27 protein-coding genes are annotated in these 26,617 nt (G+C 47.6%); 20 read left to right on the top strand and 7 right to left on the bottom strand.

Annotation, left to right across the window (positions count from 1 at the left end; translation table 11 throughout):
- The first annotated feature begins 88 nt into the window (after nt 1–88).
- Complete coding sequence (locus GVY42_RS08985; protein WP_074035617.1) at nt 89–1,366, top strand: dicarboxylate/amino acid:cation symporter; 1,278 nt, start codon at nt 89–91, stop codon at nt 1,364–1,366.
- Nucleotides 1,367–1,429: 63 nt separating this feature from the next.
- Nucleotides 1,430–1,963 carry a TVP38/TMEM64 family protein gene (locus GVY42_RS08980; RefSeq protein WP_074035619.1) on the top strand — a complete coding sequence of 178 codons (534 nt, stop codon included), beginning with the start codon at nt 1,430–1,432 and terminating at the stop codon, nt 1,961–1,963.
- Here GVY42_RS08980 and cls read toward each other — a convergent pair.
- The 4 genes from cls to GVY42_RS08960 form a co-directional block, all read right to left on the bottom strand.
- Nucleotides 1,939–3,468, bottom strand: coding sequence for a cardiolipin synthase (gene cls, locus GVY42_RS08975; protein WP_236548953.1), 1,530 nt, complete (start codon nt 3,466–3,468; stop codon nt 1,939–1,941). The genes GVY42_RS08980 and cls overlap by 25 nt on opposite strands.
- 55 nt (nt 3,469–3,523) lie before the next feature.
- Complete coding sequence (locus tag GVY42_RS08970) at nt 3,524–3,874, bottom strand: hypothetical protein (RefSeq protein WP_074035622.1); 351 nt, start codon at nt 3,872–3,874, stop codon at nt 3,524–3,526.
- A gap of 65 nt (nt 3,875–3,939) precedes the next feature.
- The gene (locus GVY42_RS08965) at nt 3,940–5,124 is read right to left on the bottom strand and encodes a chloride channel protein (protein ID WP_159563013.1); all 1,185 of its coding nucleotides are present in this window, start codon (nt 5,122–5,124) and stop codon (nt 3,940–3,942) included.
- A gap of 175 nt (nt 5,125–5,299) precedes the next feature.
- On the bottom strand, nt 5,300–6,238 hold the full coding sequence (locus GVY42_RS08960) for an EAL domain-containing protein (RefSeq protein WP_159563012.1): 939 nt from the start codon (nt 6,236–6,238) through the stop codon (nt 5,300–5,302).
- Nucleotides 6,239–6,439: 201 nt separating this feature from the next.
- Here GVY42_RS08960 and speE point away from each other — a divergent pair, with 201 nt between their 5' ends.
- The 4 genes from speE (at nt 6,440) to GVY42_RS08940 (ending at nt 9,692) form a co-directional block, all read left to right on the top strand.
- Complete coding sequence (gene speE / locus GVY42_RS08955) at nt 6,440–7,279, top strand: polyamine aminopropyltransferase (protein WP_012727429.1); 840 nt, start codon at nt 6,440–6,442, stop codon at nt 7,277–7,279.
- Nucleotides 7,276–8,157 carry an agmatinase gene (gene speB / locus GVY42_RS08950; RefSeq protein WP_012727428.1) on the top strand — a complete coding sequence of 294 codons (882 nt, stop codon included), beginning with the start codon at nt 7,276–7,278 and terminating at the stop codon, nt 8,155–8,157. Before speE ends, speB begins: the two co-directional genes overlap by 4 nt.
- Entirely contained in the window at nt 8,158–8,517 is a 360-nt protein-coding gene (locus GVY42_RS08945; RefSeq protein WP_031422162.1) for a DUF2294 domain-containing protein, read from the top strand.
- A gap of 218 nt (nt 8,518–8,735) precedes the next feature.
- The gene (locus GVY42_RS08940; protein ID WP_159563011.1) at nt 8,736–9,692 is read left to right on the top strand and encodes a sodium-dependent bicarbonate transport family permease; all 957 of its coding nucleotides are present in this window, start codon (nt 8,736–8,738) and stop codon (nt 9,690–9,692) included.
- A gap of 56 nt (nt 9,693–9,748) precedes the next feature.
- On the opposite strand, the gene GVY42_RS08935 is transcribed toward GVY42_RS08940, so the two are convergent.
- Nucleotides 9,749–10,501: a homing endonuclease associated repeat-containing protein gene (locus GVY42_RS08935; RefSeq protein WP_012727425.1), complete on the bottom strand. Its 753-nt coding sequence runs from the start codon at nt 10,499–10,501 to the stop codon at nt 9,749–9,751.
- 396 nt (nt 10,502–10,897) lie between these two features.
- Here GVY42_RS08935 and GVY42_RS08930 point away from each other — a divergent pair, with 396 nt between their 5' ends.
- The 8 genes from GVY42_RS08930 to GVY42_RS08895 are packed head-to-tail and all read left to right on the top strand — an operon-like array spanning nt 10,898 to nt 20,454.
- Complete coding sequence (locus GVY42_RS08930; protein WP_159563010.1) at nt 10,898–12,808, top strand: nucleoside-diphosphate sugar epimerase/dehydratase; 1,911 nt, start codon at nt 10,898–10,900, stop codon at nt 12,806–12,808.
- Nucleotides 12,805–13,833: an NAD-dependent epimerase gene (locus tag GVY42_RS08925; RefSeq protein WP_031422166.1), complete on the top strand. Its 1,029-nt coding sequence runs from the start codon at nt 12,805–12,807 to the stop codon at nt 13,831–13,833. The genes GVY42_RS08930 and GVY42_RS08925 overlap by 4 nt, the downstream gene beginning before the upstream one ends.
- Nucleotides 13,833–15,176 (top strand): phenylacetate--CoA ligase family protein, encoded by a 1,344-nt coding sequence (locus tag GVY42_RS08920; RefSeq protein ID WP_031422168.1) that lies wholly within the window; start codon nt 13,833–13,835, stop codon nt 15,174–15,176. The genes GVY42_RS08925 and GVY42_RS08920 overlap by 1 nt, the downstream gene beginning before the upstream one ends.
- Nucleotides 15,177–15,193: 17 nt before the next feature.
- A complete protein-coding gene (locus tag GVY42_RS08915) occupies nt 15,194–16,546 on the top strand; it encodes a phenylacetate--CoA ligase family protein (RefSeq protein ID WP_159563009.1) in 1,353 nt (450 codons plus the stop codon).
- Nucleotides 16,547–16,572: 26 nt separating this feature from the next.
- Nucleotides 16,573–17,898: a nucleotide sugar dehydrogenase gene (locus GVY42_RS08910; protein ID WP_159563008.1), complete on the top strand. Its 1,326-nt coding sequence runs from the start codon at nt 16,573–16,575 to the stop codon at nt 17,896–17,898.
- Complete coding sequence (locus GVY42_RS08905; protein ID WP_159563007.1) at nt 17,886–19,016, top strand: glycosyltransferase family 4 protein; 1,131 nt, start codon at nt 17,886–17,888, stop codon at nt 19,014–19,016. Before GVY42_RS08910 ends, GVY42_RS08905 begins: the two co-directional genes overlap by 13 nt.
- 33 nt (nt 19,017–19,049) lie before the next feature.
- Entirely contained in the window at nt 19,050–19,799 is a 750-nt protein-coding gene (locus GVY42_RS08900) for a hypothetical protein (protein WP_159563006.1), read from the top strand.
- Nucleotides 19,800–19,803: 4 nt separating this feature from the next.
- Nucleotides 19,804–20,454 carry a hypothetical protein gene (locus GVY42_RS08895; RefSeq protein ID WP_159563005.1) on the top strand — a complete coding sequence of 217 codons (651 nt, stop codon included), beginning with the start codon at nt 19,804–19,806 and terminating at the stop codon, nt 20,452–20,454.
- 9 nt (nt 20,455–20,463) lie between these two features.
- On the opposite strand, the gene GVY42_RS08890 is transcribed toward GVY42_RS08895, so the two are convergent.
- Together GVY42_RS08890 and GVY42_RS08885 are read right to left on the bottom strand one after the other, a co-directional pair.
- Nucleotides 20,464–21,228, bottom strand: coding sequence for a MerR family transcriptional regulator (locus GVY42_RS08890; RefSeq protein ID WP_159563004.1), 765 nt, complete (start codon nt 21,226–21,228; stop codon nt 20,464–20,466).
- 47 nt (nt 21,229–21,275) lie between these two features.
- A complete protein-coding gene (locus GVY42_RS08885) occupies nt 21,276–21,740 on the bottom strand; it encodes a GNAT family N-acetyltransferase (RefSeq protein ID WP_159563003.1) in 465 nt (154 codons plus the stop codon).
- Nucleotides 21,741–21,953: 213 nt separating this feature from the next.
- Here GVY42_RS08885 and GVY42_RS08880 point away from each other — a divergent pair, with 213 nt between their 5' ends.
- The 6 genes from GVY42_RS08880 to GVY42_RS08855 all read left to right on the top strand — a co-directional run bounded on the left by GVY42_RS08880 (nt 21,954) and on the right by GVY42_RS08855 (nt 26,615).
- Nucleotides 21,954–23,657 carry an alpha-glucosidase gene (locus GVY42_RS08880; protein ID WP_159563002.1) on the top strand — a complete coding sequence of 568 codons (1,704 nt, stop codon included), beginning with the start codon at nt 21,954–21,956 and terminating at the stop codon, nt 23,655–23,657.
- A 118-nt stretch (nt 23,658–23,775) separates the two neighbouring features.
- Nucleotides 23,776–24,438 carry a Type 1 glutamine amidotransferase-like domain-containing protein gene (locus GVY42_RS08875; RefSeq protein WP_159563001.1) on the top strand — a complete coding sequence of 221 codons (663 nt, stop codon included), beginning with the start codon at nt 23,776–23,778 and terminating at the stop codon, nt 24,436–24,438.
- A gap of 34 nt (nt 24,439–24,472) precedes the next feature.
- Nucleotides 24,473–25,033, top strand: coding sequence for a GNAT family N-acetyltransferase (locus tag GVY42_RS08870; protein WP_159563000.1), 561 nt, complete (start codon nt 24,473–24,475; stop codon nt 25,031–25,033).
- A gap of 51 nt (nt 25,034–25,084) precedes the next feature.
- Nucleotides 25,085–25,504: a DUF1934 domain-containing protein gene (locus GVY42_RS08865; protein ID WP_159562999.1), complete on the top strand. Its 420-nt coding sequence runs from the start codon at nt 25,085–25,087 to the stop codon at nt 25,502–25,504.
- On the top strand, nt 25,501–25,929 hold the full coding sequence (locus GVY42_RS08860) for a hypothetical protein (protein WP_159562998.1): 429 nt from the start codon (nt 25,501–25,503) through the stop codon (nt 25,927–25,929). Before GVY42_RS08865 ends, GVY42_RS08860 begins: the two co-directional genes overlap by 4 nt.
- Before the next feature lie 167 nt (nt 25,930–26,096).
- Nucleotides 26,097–26,615: a GNAT family N-acetyltransferase gene (locus tag GVY42_RS08855; RefSeq protein WP_159562997.1), complete on the top strand. Its 519-nt coding sequence runs from the start codon at nt 26,097–26,099 to the stop codon at nt 26,613–26,615.
- Nucleotides 26,616–26,617: the final 2 nt, after the last annotated feature.

Below are 26,617 nucleotides of genomic sequence, written 5' to 3'. Positions count from 1 at the left end.
TAACTGAAGAGATATTCAGTTGTAATTGTATGAAAATTCAGTATTATGATATACTGACTACATTGTGAAAAAAAGAAAGGGTGATACGATGAGCGAAACGAAAAAAATCTTAATCGGTCTCGCGCTAGGTGTTGTTGTTGGTCTCGGATTGGCGGGCTTGCCGGATAATGTTTATGAGATTGTGAATCCGTATATTTTATCTCCGGTCGGAACGATCTTTTTGAATTTAATTAAAATGTTAGTCGTACCGATTGTCTTCTTCTCAATTATTTTAGGCGTCATGGGTCTCGGGGACCCGAAAGAACTAGGTCGAGTCGGGTCGAAGTCGATTCTGTTCTTCTTAGCGACGACAGCGCTCGCGATCATGTTAGCGATGGGTGTTGCATCCGTCTTACAGCCAGGGGAGCGTGGGGACTTCCAAACGACAGGTCTTGAATTTGAATCAACAGCGACCGAGGAATCGTCTAATATCGTACAGACATTCGTCAATATGATTCCAACGAATCCGATTACGGCGCTCGCTGAAGGAAACATGCTTCAAATCATCGTCTTTGCTGCATTGATTGGTTTTGCGCTGATTGCCCTCGGGGACAAGGCGAAAACGTGGCGTCAATTCGTCAAACAAGGCGATCGCATTATGATGTACTTGATTCATCTTGTGATGAAGCTCGCTCCATACGGCGCATTCGCATTGATTGCTTCTGCAATCGGAGGCATCGGTCTCGACGCGGTTGTCGCAATGGCGTGGTATATGATTGCCGTCGTCTTGACGCTATTCTTACATGCAACGATTGTCTACGGGGCAGCGGTTTACTTCATCGGGAAGATGAGCCCAGTCTTCTTCTTCAAGAACTTCTATGAGGCGATGACGTTCGCGTTCTCGACTTCTTCGTCAAATGCGACGCTTCCAGTATCGATGGAAGTCGCACAGAAAAAACTCGGTGTGCCGCGTTCGATTTCGTCGTTCGTACAGCCACTTGGGGCAACGGTCAACATGGACGGAACAGCGATCATGCAAGGGGTTGCGACGATTTTCATCGCGCAAGTGTTCGCTTCTGACTTAACAATGACTCAGTTGTTGACGGTCGTCATCACGGCGGTCCTCGCTTCGATCGGTACAGCGGGTGTACCGGGAGTCGGACTTGTCATGCTTGCGCTCGTCCTTCAGTCAGTCAACTTACCGGTAGAGGGAATCGCTCTCATTATCGGAGTAGACCGTATTCTTGATATGCTTCGCACATCAGTCAACATCACGGGGGATGCGGCATGTGCGGTTGTCGTTTCGAAATTGGAAGAAAAACATTTACCACCAGTCGACGAAGACTCGTGGGATGAAGCCGGTGCAACCTCTTCATCATCGCTATGATATAGTAAAGGACCATGACGACATGTCATGGTCCTTATTTTGTGAATAGAAAGAGTGATTGTTATGGAATGGGAACTGCTCCCGCTCCCTTTATTTTTGATGATCAGTATTTTACTGAATAGTGTGATTGCGGTCGCCGGTGTCCTCCCTAGTGCTTTTTTGACAGCCATCAATGTGAGTGTCCTCGGTCTCGTACCGGGCATCCTCGTATCGATTGTCGGGGAGGCAGTTGGCGCCGTCGTGAGTTTCATCCTTTATCGGAAAGCCCTACACCGTTATGTTTCCCCGAATGGTAGCCGATTTCAACGGCTTCGGGAGTCCGAAGGAGCCGAGGCTTGGTTTCTCGTCCTCGGGATGCGTCTTATGCCATTCGTTCCTTCTGGTCTCGTCACATTATCGGCGGCGTTCAGTCGCATGACGCTCGCCTCGTTCGCAGTAGCAAGTACGATTGGAAAGATTCCTGCCTTGATTATGGAAGGACTGGCGGTGACGGCAGCGATGCAGTTAACGATTGGATGGCAATTGTTTTTAGTTGGTGTCGTCGCCATGACGTATCTTGTTTGGCGAATGCGTCAAAGGAGTGGCGAGAAAATGTGACAAAACGCTTCGACGAAACGTTTGCCGGTCGTCTTTTTCCGCAACATGGTCCAATCGATTAAAATGGATTCTTCAAAGTCCTTCAGGAATGCCTCGTGCAGTTCTTGAATGGATGTAGTATCGAATTGGGCAATCATCATCTCGTGGTTTAGAAACATACTACGAAAATCGAAGTTGGCTGACCCGACGAGGGCAACTTTGCCATCAATCAGTAGTGTTTTCGCATGAATAAAATGGCGATTGTATTTATAAATTTTGATATTGCGCTTCAACAATTGTTCAAAATAATACTCGGTCGCATGGAAGCTAAACCATTCGTCTCCTTTGCCCGGTACAACGATTCGGACATCGATGCCACTACGACCTGCGACTTCAAGAATGGCCAATAGTTCAGGTGGGGGGACAAGGTATGGGGTGGTGAGCCAAATCGATTCTTTGGCATCCATCAACAGACGCATGAGTCCATCGCGAATCGTGACGTCTTTACCAGGCGATGTGACGAGTAGTTGTGTCGCACCGTTTTGCCCTTTCGGTTCATTCACAAAGTACTGAGAGAGGTGCTCTTCATCTGCGAACAAATCCCATGTTTCATCACTCGTCCCTTGTCCTGCGTATAGCCAGTTCTCGACAAAGAGCTGTTGCAATTCTCGGACGAGCGGACCTTCAAGACGGAGATGGGTGTCACGCCAAAAACCGAGTTTATCATTCTTCCCAAGATATTCATCCCCGACATTCAACCCGCCTGTTAGCGCGATTCGCCCATCCACGACAATCAGTTTTTGATGATTGCGGAAGTTGGCGTTAAACACCAGGTACGGATGCAAAACGGGGTCGAACGCCTGAACGTGGACACGGGACTCCCGTAACGGTTGGATAAACTCTTCCCCGATTTCTTGGCTACCGAGTCCGTCATACAGAAAGCGGACAATGACATTTTCATTCGATTTTTGAATGAGGGCGTCTCTAACTTTTAACGAAATGTCATCCGTCCGAAAGAGGTAGTATTGGATGTGGATATGATCGGTTGCACTGTTGATGGCGTCTAATAATGCATCAAATTTCTCTTCACCGTTGACGAGCAGTTTAGTCGAAGTATGACCATCGGCACCGGATGCGCCTAATTTTTCGAGTGTCCGTGTCAACGGGTAAGACGACACAATATCAGGTGAAGTTTCAATTTTCTCGCTTTCGATTGCTTGCCGTAGCATCCGGATCTCTGATGACGTTCGTTTGAAGCGTCGATGACGGCGTGGCGTACGGCCAAACATGACCCATGCCAAGACACCGATGAATGGAATGAAGAAGACGGTCAGTAACCAGGCGAGCTTCCCTTGAGGTTGTACTTGGTCAAATAGAATTTGCCATCCGACGACGAGCGGTGCGATGATGGCGGTTCCAATTAATATAGGAATAAGGACGTCGAGCCAGAACAAGAGACCGATAAGCAAGATGACACTGATCACCATGATGATCAGTTGAATTACGCGACGTTTCAAAGGAAACACCACCTTTCTATATTTCGATGAACGATTAAAACGAGGGGGAATTCCCCCTCGTTTTTTAGTACACGCTGTTCAAAACAGCATTGATTTCGTCCGCATAACGAACGAAGAAGTACACATTCACTGCGAGAGAGAACAAGACGAGGAAGAGACCAAACTGTGCTTTGACCCGATTCCGATTCCAATAGTAGAAGACGGACAAGAGCACTGCCAGTCCTACGAATAGAGCGATGACTTCAACGATTCCCCAGACGATATCCTTGGACAAAAACATGTCGACGATTGTCATGACGACATAAATGAAGACGACAATCCCCATAATCACGACTAAAATAGCTAAAATGATGCTAATCCAATCCGAACTAACTGCGTCAATTAGGTTTTCAATGGCCATTTCATATTCGCTCACAACCGTTCCTCCTTTCGAGAGAGTGCATAACTATTCATCTCTTACCCTTTTTTCAATATCTAAAATCAAGCTTTCGCTGGTGAATGGATGAACGATGGAAGTGGAATTTTTGAAACGATTGCAACGACTGCGAATACATAGAGCCAACTATTCGGCGGGAAAAAGAGAACGAGTAGTACGATAATAGCCAGCGGTTGTCGCATCGCCGTCGCCAGTAAGGCGCTCGTCGTCAAGACGACGGAAAATGTCATATCGATGTCAAACAGTAAACTGAAGAAGTAACCGAGCGTGAATGAAGAAAAAAGAAGAGGATAGATGTGCCCGCCACGCCAACTAGTCGCTAAACAGAATGCGGTAAAAAGCAGTTTCAGTACACTAAATAAGAGAAGGGTATAGAGAGGAATCAGTCGCCACTCGTCGATATACTCAAGAATAGTTTCTTCTCCGGAGAAGAGGAGGTCCGGATAAAGAAGAGCCATGATCCCGATTCCGACTCCACCGAGCGTTGTAAGCAATAAGATTGGTATGTTTGAAAAAAGTCGCATCAATGCATGTTCACTCACCAAATAAAGCCAGCCGAGAACCATGCCGCCAAGAACAATCAATAACATCGTCCAATCGATCTGGACACTTTCAATCGCAGGGAACTTAATGATGAACGGGGGACGCTCATCCAGTTGGTTCAATAAATAAAACGTCCCAATCCCGGCGAGTGTCGCCAGAAGGTTTAGCATCGGTTGTTTCTTCTGCTCGTTCTCCTCAGCCGCAATCGCACCAAATAGTGGCGCGTTGAAGACAATCCCGAGCACGACGGCATGACCGACTTCTTGTAATTCTCCTAACTCTTGACGAACATAGCGGATTCGCTCGGAGAACCATGTCGTGAGTCCGCCGACGATGCCGACGAGCGCGGCCTCAGGACCGAGGCTTGCACCTCCGATGAGAACGAGGAGGGCGGTCAACGTTGTGAATCCAATCAAGCGATAGTCGATACGACCGGTATCTTTTCGTTCTTCCATCACTTCCGGCATGAGACGAGGCATTTGCCCATACCGACGTTGCAACAGGCCGATGCTTACACCAGCGATGACCGGTACGAGAAACAGATAAAACGGAATATCAAATTGCTCAGGTACCGTATGCCATACAACGTGAATCCCTTTATAAACGACGGACAAGAAAAGCCAACTTACTAAACCGATGATGATTCCTAGTACGATTGCATAGCCACTGACAATCCATGATTTCATCTACATATCCACCTCTTTCGCTCCCGTCAACCTTCTATAATATGCTATCTCCTGAACATCTCTGAACGAAACCTAAAAGTAGATGAAACAATAAGGAAGTGATCATAAGGGACCGGTAAATGAAAAAACACAGGATGACGACGAAGTCGATTCCTGTGCTTTTGAAAGTGATGACTTATGCGATTTCAATCTTGTATTGATTGGCAGGGGCCGGTTTTCCGAAGAAATATCCTTGCGCTAAATCGAATCCGAGCTCACGACAGACATCTGCCTCTTCCATACGTTCTACTCCTTCAGCAAGAAGGGTGATGCCCATCGAATGGGTTAACGCACGCACTTGTTTGAGGAAAGCGCGTTTTTCAGCGTCTTCATCACAAAACGAGATATAGGAACGGTCAATTTTGACATAGTCCGGTTCAAGTCGCTTCAACATATCGATTGTCGAGAAGCCTGCCCCGACATCGTCTAATGCCACTTTCATCCCTCGCTTTTTATATGTCGAAAACACGTGTTGGAGATGATCGACGTCATGTACCTTCTCCGTCTCCACGACTTCAAAGATAAAGCGGTCCGGGCTGAGGTCATATCGGTCAATGATGTCAAACGTGTGCTGGAGACAATAGTCCGGGTTATAAATGGTCGAAGGTAAGAAGTTGATGAACGTCTTTTGCTGAGGAGCGACGGCTTCAAACGTTGCTTTGATTGCTTCCGCGCGGGCACGTTGATCGAGTTTCGAATGGAGACCGAAACGGTTTGCCGTCCGGAATAGGTCACCAGGTGAAATGTTGGCGCTACTGCGGAGGAGCGCTTCATATCCGAACGTTTCCGTTGAATCGAGGAAGATGATCGGTTGGAGGTGACTCTCGAACGTGCCGTGCTGAATCTGTTCAATGATGTGCCGATGCGCAAGCTGATCTTTTAGTGCTTCGACCTCGAGCGGAGGCGTCTGACTTTTCGAGTTATAATCGACACAGTAAACCGTTCCTTCCGCATGCAGAAGGAGCGTATCGAGTTCTTCAAACGTTTTGTAAGAGTATTCCTTGAATTTCGTGACGAGTGTTCCTTGAGCAATCAAAGGAATGGTTGTATTACAAGAAGCACAGGGTGACCACATACTATTCCACCTTTCGATTCAGAATTGGTTCAATCAGTATATCGGCAACGTCTCACAAAAAACTCACATTCAAGACCGATTCCGCAAAAAAATCGTGCAAAATGGGTACAGGTTTTGTATACTTCCTATCGTATGATTAAGAAGCGCCTCAAAACGCCACTCGCATACGAACAACTTTTTGAACAGAAAGGGGTTCTATCGATGGACCAAAAATTAAAGTTATGGTTTACGGAGCACCAAACAGAAGATTACGGGATTACGTTCCGTGTAAACCACGTTTATGAGAGCGAACAAACGGAGTTTCAACGACTAGAGATGGTCGAAACGGACGAGTTCGGAACGATGTTGTTACTTGACGGGATGGTCATGACGACGGATAAGGACGAATTCGTCTATCACGAGATGGTCGCACACGTCCCACTCTTTACACACCCGAATCCGAAGCATGTGCTCGTAGTCGGTGGGGGAGATGGCGGTGTCATCCGTGAAATTATGAAACACCCATCAGTAGAAAAAGCAGTTCTCGTGGATATCGACGGGAAAGTCATTGAATATTCGAAGAAATACTTACCAAATATTGCGGGTGAGCTCGATAACCCGCGTGTTGAAGTCATCGTCGGTGACGGATTCATGCATATCGCGAAGTCAGAAAACGAGTACGACGTCATCATGGTCGACTCGACTGAACCGGTCGGACCAGCAGCCAACCTCTTCACAAAAGGGTTCTATGCAGGGATTTCAAAAGCGCTCAAAGAGGATGGCATCTTTGTGGCTCAAACGGATAACCCATGGTTCACACCAGAACTCATCCAAACGGTTCAACGTGACGTGAAGGAAATCTTCCCAATCACGAAGTTGTACACAGCAAACGTACCAACGTACCCGAGTGGCATGTGGACGTTCACGATCGGTTCGAAGAAATACGACCCGGAACAAGTATCAGCTGAGCGGTTCCATGACATCGAAACGAAGTACTATACGCCGAAGCTTCACAATGCAGCGTTCGTTCTTCCGAAATTCGTGGAGGACTTAACAAAATGATTAAGCGTTTCGATGAAGCCTACTCAGGTAAAGTGTTTATCGCCAGCCTCCCAGAGGTGACAGAGGCGAAGACGGTTCTTTACGGGATGCCGATGGACTGGACAGTCAGCTTCCGTCCAGGCTCGCGTTTCGGTCCGAACCGGATTCGTGAAGTATCGATTGGACTCGAGGAATATAGCCCGTATTTAGACGGTGACTTGGCTGATGCCGCGGTGTACGATGCAGGCGATATCCCGCTTCCATTCGGGAACGCACCGAAGTCGCTCGATATGATTGAGGCGTTCGTCAAAGATGTCGTCAAAGCAGGTAAGTTCCCACTCGGCATGGGTGGCGAACACCTTGTCACATGGCCGATCATCAAAGCGATGCACGACGTGTACGGCAACGACTTTGTCATCCTCCACTTGGATGCGCACACGGACCTTCGGGATGAGTATGAAGGCGAGCCGCTCTCACACTCGACTCCGCTCAAAAAAGCGGCAAACTTAATCGGACCATCGAACTGTTACTCGTTCGGAATCCGTTCAGGGATGAAAGAAGAGTTTGAGTGGGCTCGTGAAGTCGGCTACAACATGCATCAATTTGAAGTGATCGAACCACTCAAACGCGTCTTACCGACACTCGCTGGTAAAAAAGTATACGTCACGATCGACATCGACGTCCTCGACCCGTCAGCGGCACCAGGGACAGGGACGCAAGAAATCGGCGGCATCTCAACGAAAGAATTGCTCGAAGCGGTACATGCCATTGCGAACGCAGACCTCGACATCATCGGTGCAGACCTTGTCGAAGTGTCACCGGCATACGATCAGTCGGATATGACAGCCATCGCAGCAGCTAAGATTCTTCGTGAGATGATGATTGGATTCGTGAAGTAAATGCGGAAAAAGGGTCAGCTGGAAATGGAACTGAGCGCTCGGATTACCCAATGGGAGAAAGAATATTTGGGTCGCGGGTCATTGACGTGTAAGGCAGACCTGCTTCGAGACCTCGCCATCGTCACACTCCAAGGCGTGTTGACGCCGGCCGAGTATGATTTGGCTACCAAGTCTTCAGGTCGCGAGCAATTGAAGAAATATCGCAACAATCTCGTCGAATCAGGGCGGAGTCAACTCGAAACGATTGTCGGACAAGTACTCGGTCGTTCGATTGTCTCGCTCCATACGGACATCAGTACGAAAACAGGGGAGCGTCTCATCGTGTTTCGTCTAGATGCCCCTTGGGATCAAACCGATTGACAATGAAACGCCACCTTCTTAAAATGAAAGGCAGAGACGTATAGAGAATCGACTGGACGAGTCAAGATGAAGCGTGCTTTCGAAATCTTATGACGGAGCTACTGACCAATTCAATAAACCGACAGTTGTCGGCCTGACGGATCGATTATTCGAGCTGTCGGCATACAGCGCACGCCTTCTTTAGGTGTGCGCTTTTTTGTCGCCAAGGAGGAAGATGTATGGAATTGTTTTTATTTTTATTGACGAGCGCCCCGGTACTACTGTTTGTGACGGGCGTTATCGCCGCAGTCGGAAAATCAAACTTAAAGATCCCGGATTCATTGAGTACGACGCTCAATATTTACTTACTGCTTGCTATCGGACTGAAGGGAGGTATGGGACTCGCCTCGGTATCTTTTGAAGACATCGCATTACCGCTGACCGTGACGCTGTTGATTGGGATTTTGCTACCTCTTCTCGCATTCTATGTCGGAGGAATGTTCAAATTCTCATTCCCTGAGCGAATTGCCATGGCTGCGACGTTCGGCTCGGTGTCACTCGTCACCTATGTAGCAGCATCGACACAGCTCGAGCGTCTCGGGATTGCGTACGAGCCGTTCATGACAACACTAGTCGTCGTCCTTGAAATTCCCGGCCTGATTGTGGCGTTACTGCTGTATAATCAGACACACGTGATGGGAATCACGGCTACGTCAGGGAAGGCGAACTCTCTATCGGTGTTGCGGGAGAGTTTGTTCTCGAAAAGTATCCTCTTGATGTTTGCAGGTCTGATTGTTGGACTGGTGACACCAGACGCCACACCGCTCAAACCATTTTTCGTCGACTTGTTCCCGGGCGTTTTACTCTTATTCTTACTAGGTCTAGGAATGAAAGTCGGACAGCAGTTGAAAACGGTACCGTCATATGGACTAAAATTTATGATGATGGGGATGGTGTTTCCGTTAGTCGGAGCACTTGTCGGCTTTATTGCAGCGGGGATTGCCAATTTATCTGACGGCGGAACGATCCTCTTGATGACACTCGCAGCGAGTGGGTCGTATATCGCCGCTCCCGCCATGTTACAAGCCTCGGTCCCAGAAGCGAAACCATCATTTTATTTGACCCTTTCGCTAGCTGTCACGTTCCCGTTCAACCTGTTAGTTGGAATCCCGCTATACATTGCGATCGTCACATGAAAAAAGCGTCGACTCGAAAAGAGTCGGCGCTTTTTGTATGAGTTCATCTGTATGGATTACTGTTTTACTTTTTGTTCCTCCATACATTTTAAAGCAGCCGTCCAGCTTCCGAATAAGGCATTGATTGTCGATGTACTTGGAACATTTCGACCTTCGGCCCATTTCCGGTAGTGGAGGATACTAAAATGTGGTAGCTCTGTTTTGGCTAACTGCAAGGCATCAATGACATCTTCCTCATCCCATTTACGTTTCGGAGGAGCGATATCCAAGACAAATAGCGCATAGCTCCATGATCCGTATTTGCGAGCGATTGTCGCTACCGTCGGATAGCCTTTTTCCTGTGCCCAAACGGCGTAATGTTGGGACGTGAGACGCTCTAACTTTTCGGAGGCTTCAATCAAGGCTTGAATGATCCGTTCTTCATTGTTCCGTACCGTTGTCGTTTGAAGCTTGGCTTCACGTAACGCATTCGACCACGAACCGAACCGGCTGCTGATCAGCGTCAAAGAAGGGGCTTGCGAGATTTTTGCCCAGGCACGATACGTTTGGCTCGTGAAGAGTTCAAGTTCTTCTGAGGCCTCAATCAGTGCGGTCAAAATATCTTCATCTGAATAATAACGATACAACATCTTAATCTCCGCCGCTTGAACGGCTTCCCGCCAAGAACCAAATTTGTAAATCACGGTCGATAGGGAGGGGACGTCTTTGTTTCGGGCCCATAGTGTGTACTGTTTTGTGTCAAATTCTTCAAGTTCATTCGCTGCTTGTCTTAGGCATGAGAGGATCTGTTGCTCTGTCCATCGTTTCATCGTGATGTCTCTCCTTTTCAGAAGCAAGTCGTGGCTTCAAAGGTCATGGTGTGGTTAAACAATGGTGGTCCTGAAGGAAAGCTAGAATATGTGTCCGGTGACGAGATATGAAAAGGGAGGAACCTGAATCGATTGACTACTTTGGGAGAATGCGACATTCGCAAAATCTCAAAGTGAAAATAATCCAAATGTCCTACCTTCTACTTCCCATAATACCCATATAAATTAAAAATATTCACAAAAGAAAGTAAAAACTCATTACACATTTGTTAAACCGTTTCATGACGAAATGTCATTCGTATCAAAAAGCTATTCTTTTCTTTTGGATTGTGAATCTTGAACGGGTACTTATCTAGCATCAACTCGAAGCTGATTGGGATGGAAGGTGGTGAAAGGATGAGTACTCCAACTGTTCGGTCTCCCATTGATCGAAAAAATGCGCTCTTGATGTTACTCGATATCACGATTGCAGGGCTCGCGATTTTCGTGACGTTTGACCTATTCTTTGCAAATGATCCGACGGTAACATCGGACCCGCTAGATTTGATCACGATCCTCGGATTGAAGACGCTCGTTCTTCTCATTTTAGGATGGGTGACTCGGGTATACCGAATCGACTGGCGATACGGATCGATGCGTGAATTGCAATTGCTGGCGATTGTGTTGGTCATGAGTGACACGTTCGTCTTATTCGCATCATACGTATTATTGGATGGCTTTTCCTATCAAGCAATTTTTATTCAAAGCTTACTCGCATTTAACGGAATGTTATTTATCCGACTCGTCGCTAGAACACGATCGTTTTTCCGATTTCACGCACCGGTGTCGAATGGAAAAGCTACCTTGGTTATCGGTGGTGGGGAATCGGGTCAAAAAATCATTAAAGAACTGAAAGAGCATCGAACGAATGTGCTGCATGTGGTCGGGGTGTTGGATGATAATCCATTGCTTCACCGTCTCTACATTCACGGGACACCGGTCATCGGTTCAATCGATTTATTAGAACGCAAAATTGAAGAGCTGAATATCGAAGTGGTTGTGTTGGCCATTCCTTCCCTTCCTTACGGAGATCGGGTCCAACTTTTGAAACGAATCGAGAAGACAGGCGTCGAATCCCATGCACTGCCAATGCTTGCGGAACTCGCATCCGGAAAGGTGTCATTAAATGAGATTCGTGAAGTGGCCATTGAAGACTTGCTCGGCCGTGAACCGGTTCAGCTCGACGTTTCGGAGATCTCTCAGACGTTGAGTGGATTGACCATTTTCATCTCGGGTGCGGGAGGGTCGATTGGCTCAGAGCTTTGTCGTCAATTGATGAAATTCAATCCAGGCAAACTGATCCTGTTTGGACATGGCGAGAATAGCATATATGCAATCGATCGCGAACTCCGCTTACTCGGGTCTGATACAGAGATTTGTCCCGTCATCGGTGACGTCCAAGACCGGGCGCGGGTGACGGAAGTGTTTGATCAGTATCGTCCGGACGTTGTCTATCATGCGGCAGCTCACAAGCACGTTCCGCTCATGGAAGACAATCCGAGAGAGGCAGTGAAAAACAATATTTACGGAACGAAGAATATGGTCGAAGCCGCCGATTTCTTTGAAGTGAAGCGGTTCGTCATGATCTCTACGGATAAGGCGGTCAATCCGACGAACGTGATGGGTGCCACGAAACGAGTAGCAGAAATGATCGTCCAACAGCAGGCTCGCCACAGCGAAACGACATTCTCGGTCGTTCGTTTCGGCAACGTCTTAGGAAGTCGTGGCTCCGTCGTTCCGCTCTTTAAAGAACAAATTCAACGGGGCGGACCGATTACGGTGACGCATCCAGAGATGACCCGATACTTTATGACCATCCCGGAAGCGAGTCGCCTCGTCATTCAAGCGAGCGTGCGCGCAAATGGGGGCGAAGTGTTCGTACTAGATATGGGGAATCCCGTCAAAATTGTGGACTTGGCGAAACGGATGATTACACTGAGCGGTTTCACCCTCGAACAAATCCCGATTCATTTCAGTGGCATTCGTCCTGGTGAGAAGCTGTTCGAAGAACTGCTCGCAACGAGCGAACATACGAATCAAGTATATGAAAAGATTTTCGTCGGTTGTACAAGACCCTTTAAATCGGTTGATCCGATTTTGAAAACGATTGAATATCTACTCGATCAATCGAATGGACTCACTTCTTTCTTGTTGTTTGTCGCAAACAACGAACTGCCAGAAGAAGTGATGGAAAGTATTTTTGCGCCACAAATCGAACCGGTACGCATGCGAGTCAACGAGTCAACGCAAAGGAGGAAGTCGTTATGAAAAAAACAGTTCTCGTGACCGGAGTGGCTGGGTTCATTGGTTTTCATCTAGCTCGACGGTTGCTAAAAGAAGGACATCATGTCATCGGGATCGATGTGGTCAATGATTATTACGATCCGAGATTAAAAGAATCAAGACTTCATGTGTTGACGCATCCTCGTTTCAAACTCTATCGTGATGCCCTCGAAAATAAGATGGCAATCACACGTGTCTTCGAAAAAAACCAACCCCAAGTCGTGGTCAATTTGGCGGCTCAGGCCGGTGTACGCTACAGTCTAGAAAATCCAGATGCTTATATTCAATCCAATATCGTTGGTTTCTTGAACATCTTGGAGGCTTGTCGCTTCTATCCAGTAGAGCAATTGATTTATGCCTCATCTAGCTCGGTTTACGGATCAAATCAGGCGATGCCATTTTCCGAACAACACCCGGTCGATCATCCGCTATCCTTGTATGCGGCTTCGAAGAAGGCGAATGAGTTGATGGCTCATACGTACAGCCATTTGTTCGGTCTAAAAACGACGGGGTTGCGATTCTTTAGCGTCTATGGGCCATGGGGGCGTCCCGATATGGCACTTTACAAATTTACGGAGGCGATTTTAAAAGGCGAACCAATCGATGTATACAACTATGGTGAGATGGAACGAGATTTCACATACATCGACGACATCATCGAGTCGATTGTCCGACTTATGGATATCGCACCGTTGGCAGATGAGGAGTTTGACTATGAACATCCTCTACCTGACCGGAGTGACGTTCCGTTTCGTGTCTATAACATTGGAAATCAGCAACCGGTATCTTTGATGGACTTTATTCGGACGATCGAAGAGCGAGTCGGGAAAAAGGCCATCCTCCGCTTGTTACCACTTCAGGCGGGAGATGTACCCGCGAGTTTTGCCGATTCCTCCTCTTTATATGAATCGATTGACTTTCAACCACAGACGTCGATTCGCGATGGCGTAAACGCGTTTATCGACTGGTACATCGCCTATCATCAAGTGTTGAAGGAGGGCATCGAGTAATGGGGATTTTACAGGATCGGATTTATGCACACTCACCGATTCGCCTCCAAAATTGGCTGGTTTCCTTATATGGAATCAAGTTATATCGGGAGCGATACGGTCAGTACTATGAGCAGGAATTGGAGCGACTGAGACGTGCTCCAAATGAAGCGTCACCTGATGCAAAACTCAATCATTTGAATCAATTCCTACAGTTTTGTAATCAACACAACGTGTACTATCAACGACTCTTCAAAAAACACGGGGTTACCTTACCCTTAAAGAGCTTAGAAGACTTTAAACGGATCCCTCCTTTAGAGAAAGAGACGCTTCGAACGGATGAGACCATCTTTTCTAACCTTCATGCCCCGATCATCGGCATGACGGGCGGGACGACAGGTAAATCGATTCAGGTTCGTTTCACCGAATACGATTATCAAATGCGAATGGCGCATCTCGATTTTTTTAAAGAACAACATGGTTTTCGCCGTGGGATGAAGCGAGCTAGTTTTACAGGACGGATGATTTGTCCAGGTAATCAAAAAAATGCGGTGTATTGGCGGTACAATGCCCCGATGAAGCAAATGCTCTACTCGGTCGTGCATTCGAATCCGACGACGATTCCACACTACATCGATTCGTTGAACGAATTTCAACCGGCCGCACTCGACGGTTCACCTTCCGATATGATTGAAATCGCAAAATATTTGAAAACCCATCAAAAGACGTTATCGTTCCGACCGGTGGCTTTATTTCCAACCTCGGAGACGCTCACACCATCCGGACGCTTGTTGTTAGAAGAGATGTTCCAAGCGCCGGTTTACGATCAATATGCTTCTTCGGAAGGGGCTCCTATCGTTACGGAGTGTGAGTGCGGGAAGATGCACTTACGTCCTGAGATGGGAATCATCGAGACGGATGCATTTGGAGAGGCGCTCGTCACCAGTTTCACGACGCACGGAACACCGCTGATTCGCTACCGCATTGGCGATCGGATGACCCTCAGTGAAGCGATGTGTCCATGTGGACGACAGGACACCATTATCGAGTCAATCGATGGTCGTCAAATGAACTATGTTGAGACGCCGGAAGGCTATAAGGTGTTTGAAGGAGATTTGACCGCAGCGGTCGGCGTGCTGCCGAACTCTATTATTCAGATTCAAGTGTTGCAACACAAAATAGACGAAATTGAGATGCTGTACGTGAAGGATGAAGCACGATTTGAGCCTGAACATGAAGTCGCGCTCCAAAAAGAAGTCGAGCGTCTGTTTACTTCACGAATGAAAGTTCTTTTACGAGATGTGAAAAGCATCAAGAAAGAAAAGAACGGAAAAGTCCGAGTCGTGAAACGACTCTACACTTAGCGAGAGGAGACTACACCATGGCAGGGTTTGCGCTTCGTGATTTATACATGAAATCACCGATTCGATTACAACAATGGATGACGACATTGTATGGAATGAAACTATGGCAAGAACGGTACGGACGCACATATGAGCGTGAGTTAGTCGTTTTAGCCAATCGTCCCAAAGATGGGGCAGTCGTCGCAGCCGATCAATTGAAGCGACTCAATGCGTTTCTCGAATTTTGTGCGATGCACAATGCATATTATCAAAAACTGTTTGAAGAAAACGAGATTGTTCTTCCCCTTCAATCGATGGAAGAGTTGAAGCGCATCCCGATCCTCGAAAAAGAAACAGTTAGGAAAAATCCGGACATCCATTCTAACATCAAAACAGACATTCTTGGTCGAACCGGTGGAACGACAGGGACGTCCTTGCAAGTCCATTTCACGAAAGAAGACTATCAAAGACGTATGGCCCACGTTGACTTTTTCAAAGCGCAACACGGGTTTATCAGAGGAATGAAACGAGCGAGTTTCACAGGACGGAAAATTTGTAATCCGAATCAAGAAAAACCTGTATTTTGGCGCTACAATCGACCGCTCAATCAGATGCTGTTCTCGCTCTATCATGTCAATCCTCAGACTATCCCTCATTACATCGACGCATTAAATCGATTCAAACCAATTGTATTAGACAGTGCACCGTCTGCCATGATTGAAATCGCAAAATACATCAAAGAGAATCAGATCCCACTTGAATTTCAATTAATGGCTATTTTTCCGACAGCCGAAACGATTACGCCTCAAGGAAGAGCCATCTTAGAAGAGGCGTTTAATGCCCCGGTCTTTGATCAGTACGCGTCTTCTGAGGGGGCACCGATTTTAACAGAATGTACCCATGGGAATATGCATCTCCACCACGAAACAGGCGTGATCGAGTCGTATGGGGATCACGAAGAAATTTTAGTGACGAGTTTTACGACCCATGGGACACCGCTCGTTCGTTACCGGGTTGGCGATCGGATGAAAATTGGAGAGGGGACATGTGCTTGTGGACAGGGAGGAACGTTCGTCACTTCCATTGAGGGACGCGAAAGCAATTATGTACTCACTCCAAACAAACAAAAAATCTATGAAGGGGATTTGACGACCGTTGTCCGAGTGTTACCCAACTCGGTCATCCAAACGCAATATCGGCAACATGATTTGTATCATATCGAACTAAAATACGTCCCGGATCTGGAACGCTTCAAGCCAGAACATGAAGAGATTATGAGGAGCGAGTTGGAACTACTGTTCGGTAAAGAGGTCGTGATTACGTTGACCCCCGTGCAATCAATTCCTCGGGGACCGAATGGAAAAGTCATTGTGATTGATAAAACCGCATAATTCCGAATCTCAGGAGGCAGATGGACATGGATAAACTCATCTCAGAATCACGTACAACACGAAAAACCATTGCCAATCGTCACGTAGCTGTAGTCGGACTAGGATATGTCGGACTCCCTGTCGCTGTTGCGCTAGGTGGCGTAGGAGACGTCATCGGAGTAGACATCAATGAAGCGCGTATCAATGAGCTTACCCTTCATCTCGACAGCACGCGAGAAGTTGAATCAGTAGACCTTGAGCAAGCAGCGGTCTTATATACGACGGATGTCGCCAAACTTGAAGAGGCGGATTTCATTATCGTGGCTGTGCCAACACCCATCAATGATCAAAATCAACCAGATCTAGGACCGATTTGTAGCGCGACTCGTGCTGTTGGAGCGCATTTGCGACCAGGTACGATTGTCGTATACGAATCTACGGTCTATCCGGGACTGACAGAGGAAGAGTGTATCCCATTACTTGAAAAAACATCGGGTCTCCGGGCCGGGATTGATTTTAAAGTCGGCTACTCTCCAGAACGAATCAATCCGGGCGACCGTGAGCATACATTCCGCACAATCAAAAAAGTCGTAGCTGCCGAGGATGAAGAAACACTCGATGTGGTAGCGGCTGTTTATGAGACGGTAGTCGATGCCGGCGTTCATCGCGCTTCCTCGATTAAAGTGGCTGAGGCGGCCAAAGTGATCGAGAATACACAGCGCGATTTGAACATCGCGTTGATGAATGAATTGGCCATCATCTTCGATCGCATGAACATCGATACGCTCGAGGTGTTAGAGGCTGCCGGGACGAAATGGAACTTCCTAAACTTCCGGCCAGGTCTAGTCGGTGGACATTGTATCGGCGTCGACCCATTCTATTTGACGATGAAGTCTGAAATGCTCGGTTATCATCCGGAAGTGATTTTAGCAGGTCGTCGAATCAACGAGACGATGGGACGTTTCGTCGCCACATCATTGATAAAAACGATGATTAGTCAAAACATGGCCATTCTCGGATCGCGCGTGACGGTCCTCGGGATGTCCTTCAAAGAGAATGTCAGTGATATCCGAAATTCGAAAGTGGCTTCCTTGATTCGAGAGGTCGAGGAGTTCGGCTTAGAAGTGCAAGTGTGTGACCCGCTCGTCGATCCGGAAGAGGTACGACGAGAGTATGGAATCGACGTCAAATCATACTGTGACTTAAAACCAGCAGATGTCGTCATCTATGCCGTGTCTCACGATGAATTCGTTCAAGAGGGTTGGACGATTGCGAAACGCCAGCTGAAGTTAGGTCGTGGCATCGTCATTGACTTGAAAGGCATGCTCGATCGCGCGATGAAGCCGGAGGAGGTGCACTTATGGCGCCTTTAAAGATTCTCCAGTTCTGCGCTGTCGATATGACAGCGGATGTGTTGCTACGTCCTCTCATTGAGTCGCTGAAGGCGGAAGGACACGAAGTCGACGTCGCGTGTGCTTACGGTGATCGGACGGATCGTCTTCGGGACGAAGGATGGGTCATTCATACGTTGCCAATCGATCGAAAGTTTAGCCCGAAGCGTAATCTACAGACCATTCAAGAGTTGGTGAGGTTATTGCGCCGCGAAAAATATGATGCCATTCACGTCCACACCCCGGTGGCCGCAGCGTTAGGAAGAGTTGCGGCCCGCATTGCCAGGACACCACATATTCTCTATACCGCACATGGATTTTACTTCCACGAACGAATGGGTCGAATCGCATACGAACTCGTCTTCTGGTTAGAGAAATCACTCGCGGCATTAGCGACCGATTGGTTGTTGCTCCAAAGCGAGGAAGATTACTCACTCGCTAAAACAAGACATTTCAAAGAGGACGAACGATTGATGCATCTCGGAAACGGGATTGATTTAAATCGATTTTATCCGACAGAGAAACACATTTCCCCAGAACATTTAAAGTTCTTGTTTGTCGGAAGGCTCGTTCAAGAAAAAGGAATCCTAGATTTACTTCAGGCGTTCGATGAACTGACGAAACGCTATCCGAACGCGACGTTGACGATTGCTGGAGAGTTGATGACGAGTGAACGTGATCAAGAGACGGCGAAACAAGTCGAGGCGCATTTAGCCAAAAATCCACAGATTCATTACGCCGGATTCGTTCGGGATACCCCCTCTTTATTTGCAGCACACGACGTCTTTTTACTCCCCTCTTATCGTGAAGGATTGCCACGCTCTATTCTTGAAGCCATGGCGTCCGGATTACCTGTCATCGCTACCGATATCCGTGGCTGTCGAGAAGAAGTCACGGATGGGGAAACCGGCTTTCTCGTTCCGGTCGGTCGACCTGAGGCACTGACCTTGGCGATGCGCTGGTTCATTGAACATCCTGAACAGTGTTATTCATTCGGGCAACGTGGTCGCGAAGTGGTCGAAGAAAAATTTGATGAAACGAAAATTTTAAGTCGTCAACTTCACCTGTTCGCACAAATTAGTAGCCGTGAAGTGGGATGAACCGATACGTCAATCACGTAAGGGGGAGGCGACATGGGAAAGCAACAACTGATTGATCACTTACAAGAGGCTTCTTCGGACGGTCGCCTCACCATCTACATGTATCAGAAATGGCAAAAGATTCACGGCGGGGCAACCGTGGTGGAATTATTGGAAATGTACGGATCATGGTCGAATGTACTGCGTTTGGCTGGGTTGGAACAGCAAACGTCACGATTCACAAAGAAGGAAATGATTCAAATGCTTCGTGAAGCGGCGAAAGAGCATGATTCATTCAATAGTGCCGATTATCGAAAGTGGGCCATGACCAATGATGCACCGACGTTGACAGAGGTCGTCATTCAGTTCGGATCGTGGAAAGTGGCACTGATTGAGGCGAATTTGAAGAGTATCATCTCGTTCGATCAAAAATGTGAAATCATCCAATCGTTACTTGATGCCAATGAAGAGCTTCATCCATTGACGTCGACCGCTTATGCCAAATGGGCCAAGCAGAACCAACGTCCGAGTATCACGAAAGTGGTGAGGCGTTTCGGGTCTTGGTCCCAAGCGTTAGACGAGATTGGCATCTCAACGCGAGAGCTGTTCACGGAGAAGCAAATGATGGATGCGCTACACGAGGCAGATGAACATTTGACCGCTCTCTCACCATGGGGTTATGAAGTGTGGCAAAAAGAAAAGGGCAATCGTCCGACATTAAAAGACATTCAACAAATGTTTGGTTCATTTGATGTGGCGGTCCGAGAGATGCGTCAAACCGCAAACCAAAGTGGAGGGAGATGAGAAAATGCGAGTTTTACTCTGCACGGGCGACCACTGGAGTTCAACACTTGTCTATCAAGCGATACGGGATTTAGGCGTCACACATGTGATCATGGAAGATGGTCCGACACCGACTCATGTCAACACGTGGAAAGAACTTCTGACACAATCGTACATTTCCTTCCTGACTCCCATGATGCGGCGGTTCAGTCGAGAACGAATCGCGGAGTTGCAGTCGCGGTATGCTTTCTGTGACGATCCGATTCCGGAACAGCGTATGACGCGTGTCGTTTCCTTACAAGATAAAAAAGCGGAACATACGATTCGACACCTGCAACCGGACGTCATCATCATGTACGAAGTTGCGGAAATGAACGAACGATTGTTACAAGAAATGAACTGTCCCATCTTAACCATCACCCCATCGATGGCAGTGGGACAACGAGAAGCATATTGGGGATTCCATAACCACACATCGAGAAAAGAAGTTCGACTTTGCCAGTGGACGAAGAAAGGATGGACCCCACTAACGAGTGAAGTAATCTATACAGGTGGAACGGACAACTTCTCGACCTTCCCTTATATTTATTTGGCGATGAGTCTCCCGATGTTACAAAAACATCTTCAAATAGGACCGCAAGAAGACACCGAGCGACGAAAAAAAGTCCAAGCCTGAGGCTTGGACTTAACTGTTAGCGATACAATAGCATTGGATGGCCTCGTTATAATACGCAGCGAGCCCCGGCTCGAAGCGATCATAAAATGCGGTGAATCGTTCATCCGTCACATACATCTGTCCGAGTCCACTGAACATATCGAGTGAACAGTCGTAAAAGTGTGTGTCGATGAACAGATGATTGTCTTTCACAATCGATTGAACTCGGTCGTCATCGATTGCGATTTGTGAACGAAATAAATCAACGAGTGGCGCAATCAAATCGAGTTGCATTTGATTGATGCGTTCCCAGTCCGCTTTCGATCGCTTCTGCGCACGTTCTTGTGCTGTCTTGTAAGCTGAAGTCTCTCCCCAACGTTCCTGCACTTCCTCTTGATGTTTCGCCTCGTGAGCTTGAATCTCCTCATAAGATAATCCATCAAATAATGACTTGTCATCCATTGGAATCCCTCCTTTGAGTGAGGTGAGGGTCACTTCTGCCGTCTCGGCAAGCTGAGCGAAATAGGCTGCTTTCTGTCGCAACGCCTCGATATGTCCACTCAACACATCAATCCGGTTGAACGTCGTTGAATCAAGCAATTCTCCGATTTGATCGAGAGGAACATCGAGCGTGCGATAGAGTAAGATGAGTTGCAACCGTTCCGCATCGCGCGAAGAATAACGCCGATAGCCGTTGGCGTCACGGTTCGCAACGAGAAGACCGATTGCGTCATAATGTCGAAGCGTTCGCGGTGTCGTTCCAGCGAGTGACGCAAGTTGTTGAATCGAATACATCCCTTCACCTCCTTAGTCAAAGCGTAAAGGTTGACGTCACGTCAAGGTCAAGCCTGTTTTTCAAACAGTGAGAATCCATTTCGTTCGCCGATATAGTGGAAACCGAACCGAGGATAGTAGTTATTTAAGAAGGCGTTGTCGGCAACACAGTCCAATCGAATGGTCGAAGACGTGTTTGCTAAGGCATGCTGCATCAAACGTTCCCCGATGCGTTCACCTTTTGCACTCGAGTCCGTGACGAGTCGATGCAAGTAGACGGCACCGTCCGGGTCGTCCCATAGATTATGGTCCCAGTCAGTCGGAGGAATCAGGCTGACGGCACCGACGACTTGCTGATCTCGTTCGTAGACAAACACCGTCCCGTTCGTCAAATCGTGACGGACATAGTCGGAACGACTCGGCTCTAAATATTTGACCCATTGCGACTTTCCGGCTACTTGGAACTCTTTTGCTTTCTTTAAAATCAATTGATCGACTGCTGAAAAATCCTCCATTGTGGCAAATCGAAACATGATGAAGCACCTCGCTTTCATTTCTTTTCAAAATCGTGTAGGGTACACGTTGAGTATGCTGATGAAACATCTTTGTATCATCGAATGTTTTTTGGTAAGATAAATTTATTGCATCGTGCAAACGATTGCGCTAATGATATAAAGTTCACAGCACGAATAAGATAAGTATAAATGATGAGCAGTGAGTTTTGGGATAAGGAGTATCTAGATCACATGCAACTTTTACAACGAGAACAACAAACACAAACGCTTAAACGCAACTGGTGGAAAGAAGCCGTCGCCTATCAAATTTATCCGCGTAGCTTTTATGACGCGAACGGGGACGGAATTGGAGACATTCAAGGAATCATTGATAAGCTCGACTATTTGAAAGACCTCGGTATTGATGTTATCTGGATTTGCCCGATGTATAAATCGCCAAACGATGATAACGGTTATGACATTAGTGACTATCAAGATATCATGGACGAGTTCGGTACGATGGAAGACTTCGACCGCTTATTGGACGAAGTGCATCAGCGCGGTATGAAGCTGTTGCTCGACCTCGTCGTCAACCATACGTCGGATGAGCACCCTTGGTTCATTGAATCGAAGAGCTCAAAAGACAATCCGAAGCGCGACTGGTATATCTGGCGCGACGGAAAACCGGACGGGTCGAAGCCGAATAACTGGGAATCGATCTTTGGTGGCTCGGCTTGGGAATTCGATGAAACGACGGAGCAATACTACTTGCATGTCTTCTCGAAGAAACAGCCGGACCTCAATTGGGAAAATCCTGAGATGCGTACAGCGGTATACGATATGATCAACTGGTGGCTCGAAAAAGGGATCGACGGATTCCGTGTCGATGCAATCAGCCATATTCGCAAGAATCCGACGTTCGCCGACTTGCCAAACCCGAACGACCTCGACTTTGTACCGTCGTTCGAGATGCACATGAACGTGGACGGAATTCACGACTATTTAGAAGAGCTTCGTGACGAGACGTTCAATAAACATGACATCATGACGGTCGGTGAAGCGAATGGCGTCTCACCTGACGATGCCCATCTATGGGTCGGTGAAAAGGAAGGGAAGATGAACATGGTCTTCCAATTCGAACACATGGACCTTTGGAGTGAAGATGCCGATTCGAAACTCGATGTCGTTCACTTGAAGAACGTGTTGACGAAATGGCAAAAAGGACTTGAGGCCGATGGATGGAACGCCCTTTACGTCGAAAACCATGACCAGACGCGTACGGTCTCGAAATGGGGAGACGATGAGCGTTACTGGAAAGAAAGCGCGAAGTCGATTGCGATGATGTACTTCCTCATGCAAGGGACGCCGTTTATCTATCAAGGTCAAGAGATCGGGATGACGAACGTCAAATTCGATTCGATCGATCAATATGATGACATCGCGACACGCAACCGCTACTATATCGGCGTCGAGCAAGGGAAGAGTCATGACGAGATGATGCGCATCACGTGGAACTCGTCACGCGACAACACGCGTACACCGATGCAGTGGAGTGATGCCCCGAACGCCGGATTCACGTTCGCAGAGCAGCCATGGGTCGGCATCAACCCGAACTATACGGATATCAACGTCGAATCACAGCTTGAAGATGAGGACTCAATCTTTAACTTCTATAAAGAGATGATTCAACTTCGTAAAGATAATGAGACGTTTGTTTACGGGGCGTATGATGTCGTCTTGCCGGAACACCCGGAAGTCTATGCGTATACGCGTACGCTCGGTGACACGCAGTACCTCGTCGTCACGAACTTGACGGCGAAAGAGACGATGTTTGATATGGATCAGACACTTCGTGCGCAAGATGTCGTCTTGAGCAACATGCCGGTTGAAGGCGATGCGGAATCATCGCTCCTTCACTTGAAACCGTTCGAAGGTCGCGTGTATAAAATTAGCTAATCTTTCATGTTTGAAGACCGTAGGCGAGAAGTCGACTACGGTCTTTTTAATATGAATAAAGGGGATGCACGGGGATGATGAGAATGCTTTAGAAGAGATTCAATAAGGAGGGAAACAAATGAAACTACTATTGACGTCCGCTGGCGTTAAAAACGAGAGCATCAAGCAGGCACTTTTGGAATTATTGGGCAAGCCGATTGAAGAGTGTAATGCACTCTGTATCCCAACAGCCATTTATGCGTTGAACGGGGGAACGAAACACGCATGGAACTTTTTCAACGGAGATTTCTCGACGCCGATGTGTGAGTTGGGCTGGAAGTCGGTTGGGGTGCTTGAACTGAGCGCACTCCCGAGTATCGATGAGTCGGTGTGGAGACCGGCGTTTGATAAGGCAGACGTATTATTGGTGAATGGGGGCGATCCGCTCTTTCTCTACCATTGGATGAAACAGTCCGGGGTAGCCTCGCTGCTCCCGTCCTGGAAAGGCGTCTACGTCGGATTGAGTGCAGGTAGCATGGTGATGACACCACGAATTGGAGAAGCGTTTGTCGGATGGCGCGCATCCGACGAGCAGAGTGATGATACATTAGGGTTTGTCGACTTCTCGATTTTTCCTCATCTCGACCACGAAATGTTACCGGAGAACACGTCACGAGATGCTGCAGAATGGGCGGAGACATTACAGTCGCCGGCCTATGCGATTGACGACGAGACCGCGATTCGTGTAAACGAAGGGAAGATCGATGTGATTTCGGAAGGAAAGTGGAAGAAGTTTTTCTGACTGTATAAAAGTAATAGGGAGGAGACAGGAGAGATTGAATCCATTTACGTATCATCGAAAAACAAATCGAATCATCGTACGACCGTTAGAGAAACGAGATTATGACACATGGTTAAGCGGCTTTACAAATCGTCTCGTTTCACAACATGTATATGACCCGGGAAAATTAGATATGAGCGACTGTACGTCCGTTTGGTTCGGTCAGCTAGTCGACACACACCAATCACTCGCACATGAAGACCGTGCGCATGTCTTTGGGATTTTCCGGCTTGAAGATGGGATACATCTCGGCATGGTGGATTTCTCGACATTGGCGCGAGATGGATTTCATTGGGGTCGGGTCGGGTATACCATCCATAACCAACATTGGCAAAACGGATATGGCACAGAGGCGGTCGATTTAGCGATGCGCATCGCCTTTGACGACTTAAATTTTCAACGGATCGAGGCACACATCAATCTCGACAATGAGGCATCCGTTCGTCTCGCAGAGCGTGTCGGCATGTCGTACGAGTGCACGAGAGAAGGATTTATTTTTGAGAATGATGAGTGGGTAGACCATCTCGTCTATGTGAAAACGAAGCACCGTCGATAGAACGACTCCTACCACATATGGTACGATGAGTTGACGGAAAGGGGGATGAGCATGGCGATTGAACCACTTCGCGTGCGTGTCCAGCAAACAACTCGGATGAGTGACATTCCGGAGCCGATCGAACTATCGGCTGACGGCGTATACTATCCATTGAAGACTGGCTTTATTTTAATGTTTGACCAACAACAAGAGGACGGAACGGTCCCGACGACAATCAAGTACACGCCGGAACGATTGGCGCTCATCTGCAAAGGACCGATCGAGATGAACCATTCCTTCATCGAAGGTCGCTTCACGCAAAGCTTATATAAGAATGCCTATATGTCGATGACGATGGCGACGACGACATCGCGACTCGATGTGTCTGAAGAGTCATGTACGTTCGTATATGAATTATCCATGAATGAAGAAAACGTGGGTATATACGAAGTACATGTCACATGGACATTTGAAGGAGGAGAGAGCGTATGAACTTCACAGAACGCGTAAATAAGATTGAAGAGATGTTGAACGAAGACTGGTTCGAGATGCTCGAAACGAATGAAGAAGAGTATGAAGAGTGGCGCGGTCGCCTTGAAGACCATGCTGAACAAGTCATCATGCATTATGACCAAGAAAACGGAGTCGATATCGATTCAATCGATAAATTGCTTCAACTGAACGATGAGTTCCCGCTCCTTTACGGGGAAGACACCGTTCGCCTGTACATCGCACTTATTGAGGCGCGGTCAGAAGACAAAGCGGTCTACGATCGGTACGTCGATTATTTGGCAGCCATCAGTGATGCATCGCATGAACAGTTTTTACATTTCCATACGCTCGTCGAAGCAGGTCGGTTGGAAGAAGCGAGACAACTCGCGCCACATATGCCACAACGGCTCGGACTCGAAGAGTAAGCATGTCAAAAGTGTCATCTGAACAGGATGGCACTTTTTTTCATGCCTGAAAGGGGACACACTTCGACGAGAACGTCCATTTTATTTCGAAGGTATCTTCTCTAAGATGAAGGAACAAGGAAATCAAACAGAGAACGCGAATGGAAATGGTTAAAGGGGGAAATGTGATGTTAAGACTAATCAAAACATCTGTCGAACAAAAAGAACAGATTCTCGCATTTTTACAAGAATGGTACGAACGTGATGAGCGAATCGTCCCGACTTCAGTGGACCGTGAAACGACCGACTTCGAGGCATATGTCAACACGTTACGTCAGAAAGAGTTACGTGAACATATAGAGAAAGGTTGGGTCCCGAGCACAACGTATTGGCTCACGGACGGGGAGGAGCTTCTTGGCGCGACGAACATTCGTCATGAGCTGAACGAATCGCTCTTGAAGATTGGCGGGCATGTCGGGTATGGGGTGAAACCGAGCGCACGCGGGCGTGGACTCGCCACAATCCAACTGCAACTTGCGCTTGAGAAAGTGAAAGAACTTGGAATCGAGCGGGCACTCATCACGTGTAACCGGACAAATATAGCTTCCCGTCAAGTCATTTTAAACAATGGTGGCATTGCGGACACACCGTATACGGAAGAAGACGGGACAGTCGTCGAGCGGTTTTGGATTGACTTGAAAGGGTGAGG

The sequence above is a fragment of the Exiguobacterium sp. 8A genome (assembly GCF_902506275.1).
GTDB lineage: Bacteria > Bacillota > Bacilli > Exiguobacteriales > Exiguobacteriaceae > Exiguobacterium > Exiguobacterium profundum.
The sequence above is the reverse complement of the archived record's forward strand: the minus strand, read 5'-3'. Positions and strand labels throughout refer to the sequence as shown.

What these genes read in the sequence shown, in the direction of transcription:
- GVY42_RS08985 (WP_074035617.1), top strand. Translation starts at nt 89, where the DNA reads ATGAGCGAAACGAAAAAAATCTTAATCGGTCTCGCGCTAGGTGTTGTT.
- GVY42_RS08980 (WP_074035619.1), top strand. Translation starts at nt 1,430, where the DNA reads ATGGAATGGGAACTGCTCCCGCTCCCTTTATTTTTGATGATCAGTATT.
- GVY42_RS08965 (WP_159563013.1), bottom strand. Translation starts at nt 5,124, where the DNA reads ATGAAATCATGGATTGTCAGTGGCTATGCAATCGTACTAGGAATCATC.
- GVY42_RS08960 (WP_159563012.1), bottom strand. Translation starts at nt 6,238, where the DNA reads ATGTGGTCACCCTGTGCTTCTTGTAATACAACCATTCCTTTGATTGCT.
- speE (WP_012727429.1), top strand. Translation starts at nt 6,440, where the DNA reads ATGGACCAAAAATTAAAGTTATGGTTTACGGAGCACCAAACAGAAGAT.
- speB (WP_012727428.1), top strand. Translation starts at nt 7,276, where the DNA reads ATGATTAAGCGTTTCGATGAAGCCTACTCAGGTAAAGTGTTTATCGCC.
- GVY42_RS08945 (WP_031422162.1), top strand. Translation starts at nt 8,158, where the DNA reads ATGCGGAAAAAGGGTCAGCTGGAAATGGAACTGAGCGCTCGGATTACC.
- GVY42_RS08940 (WP_159563011.1), top strand. Translation starts at nt 8,736, where the DNA reads ATGGAATTGTTTTTATTTTTATTGACGAGCGCCCCGGTACTACTGTTT.
- GVY42_RS08935 (WP_012727425.1), bottom strand. Translation starts at nt 10,501, where the DNA reads ATGAAACGATGGACAGAGCAACAGATCCTCTCATGCCTAAGACAAGCA.
- GVY42_RS08930 (WP_159563010.1), top strand. Translation starts at nt 10,898, where the DNA reads ATGAGTACTCCAACTGTTCGGTCTCCCATTGATCGAAAAAATGCGCTC.
- GVY42_RS08925 (WP_031422166.1), top strand. Translation starts at nt 12,805, where the DNA reads ATGAAAAAAACAGTTCTCGTGACCGGAGTGGCTGGGTTCATTGGTTTT.
- GVY42_RS08920 (WP_031422168.1), top strand. Translation starts at nt 13,833, where the DNA reads ATGGGGATTTTACAGGATCGGATTTATGCACACTCACCGATTCGCCTC.
- GVY42_RS08915 (WP_159563009.1), top strand. Translation starts at nt 15,194, where the DNA reads ATGGCAGGGTTTGCGCTTCGTGATTTATACATGAAATCACCGATTCGA.
- GVY42_RS08910 (WP_159563008.1), top strand. Translation starts at nt 16,573, where the DNA reads ATGGATAAACTCATCTCAGAATCACGTACAACACGAAAAACCATTGCC.
- GVY42_RS08905 (WP_159563007.1), top strand. Translation starts at nt 17,886, where the DNA reads ATGGCGCCTTTAAAGATTCTCCAGTTCTGCGCTGTCGATATGACAGCG.
- GVY42_RS08900 (WP_159563006.1), top strand. Translation starts at nt 19,050, where the DNA reads ATGGGAAAGCAACAACTGATTGATCACTTACAAGAGGCTTCTTCGGAC.
- GVY42_RS08895 (WP_159563005.1), top strand. Translation starts at nt 19,804, where the DNA reads ATGCGAGTTTTACTCTGCACGGGCGACCACTGGAGTTCAACACTTGTC.
- GVY42_RS08890 (WP_159563004.1), bottom strand. Translation starts at nt 21,228, where the DNA reads ATGTATTCGATTCAACAACTTGCGTCACTCGCTGGAACGACACCGCGA.
- GVY42_RS08885 (WP_159563003.1), bottom strand. Translation starts at nt 21,740, where the DNA reads ATGTTTCGATTTGCCACAATGGAGGATTTTTCAGCAGTCGATCAATTG.
- GVY42_RS08880 (WP_159563002.1), top strand. Translation starts at nt 21,954, where the DNA reads ATGCAACTTTTACAACGAGAACAACAAACACAAACGCTTAAACGCAAC.
- GVY42_RS08875 (WP_159563001.1), top strand. Translation starts at nt 23,776, where the DNA reads ATGAAACTACTATTGACGTCCGCTGGCGTTAAAAACGAGAGCATCAAG.
- GVY42_RS08865 (WP_159562999.1), top strand. Translation starts at nt 25,085, where the DNA reads ATGGCGATTGAACCACTTCGCGTGCGTGTCCAGCAAACAACTCGGATG.
- GVY42_RS08860 (WP_159562998.1), top strand. Translation starts at nt 25,501, where the DNA reads ATGAACTTCACAGAACGCGTAAATAAGATTGAAGAGATGTTGAACGAA.
- GVY42_RS08855 (WP_159562997.1), top strand. Translation starts at nt 26,097, where the DNA reads ATGTTAAGACTAATCAAAACATCTGTCGAACAAAAAGAACAGATTCTC.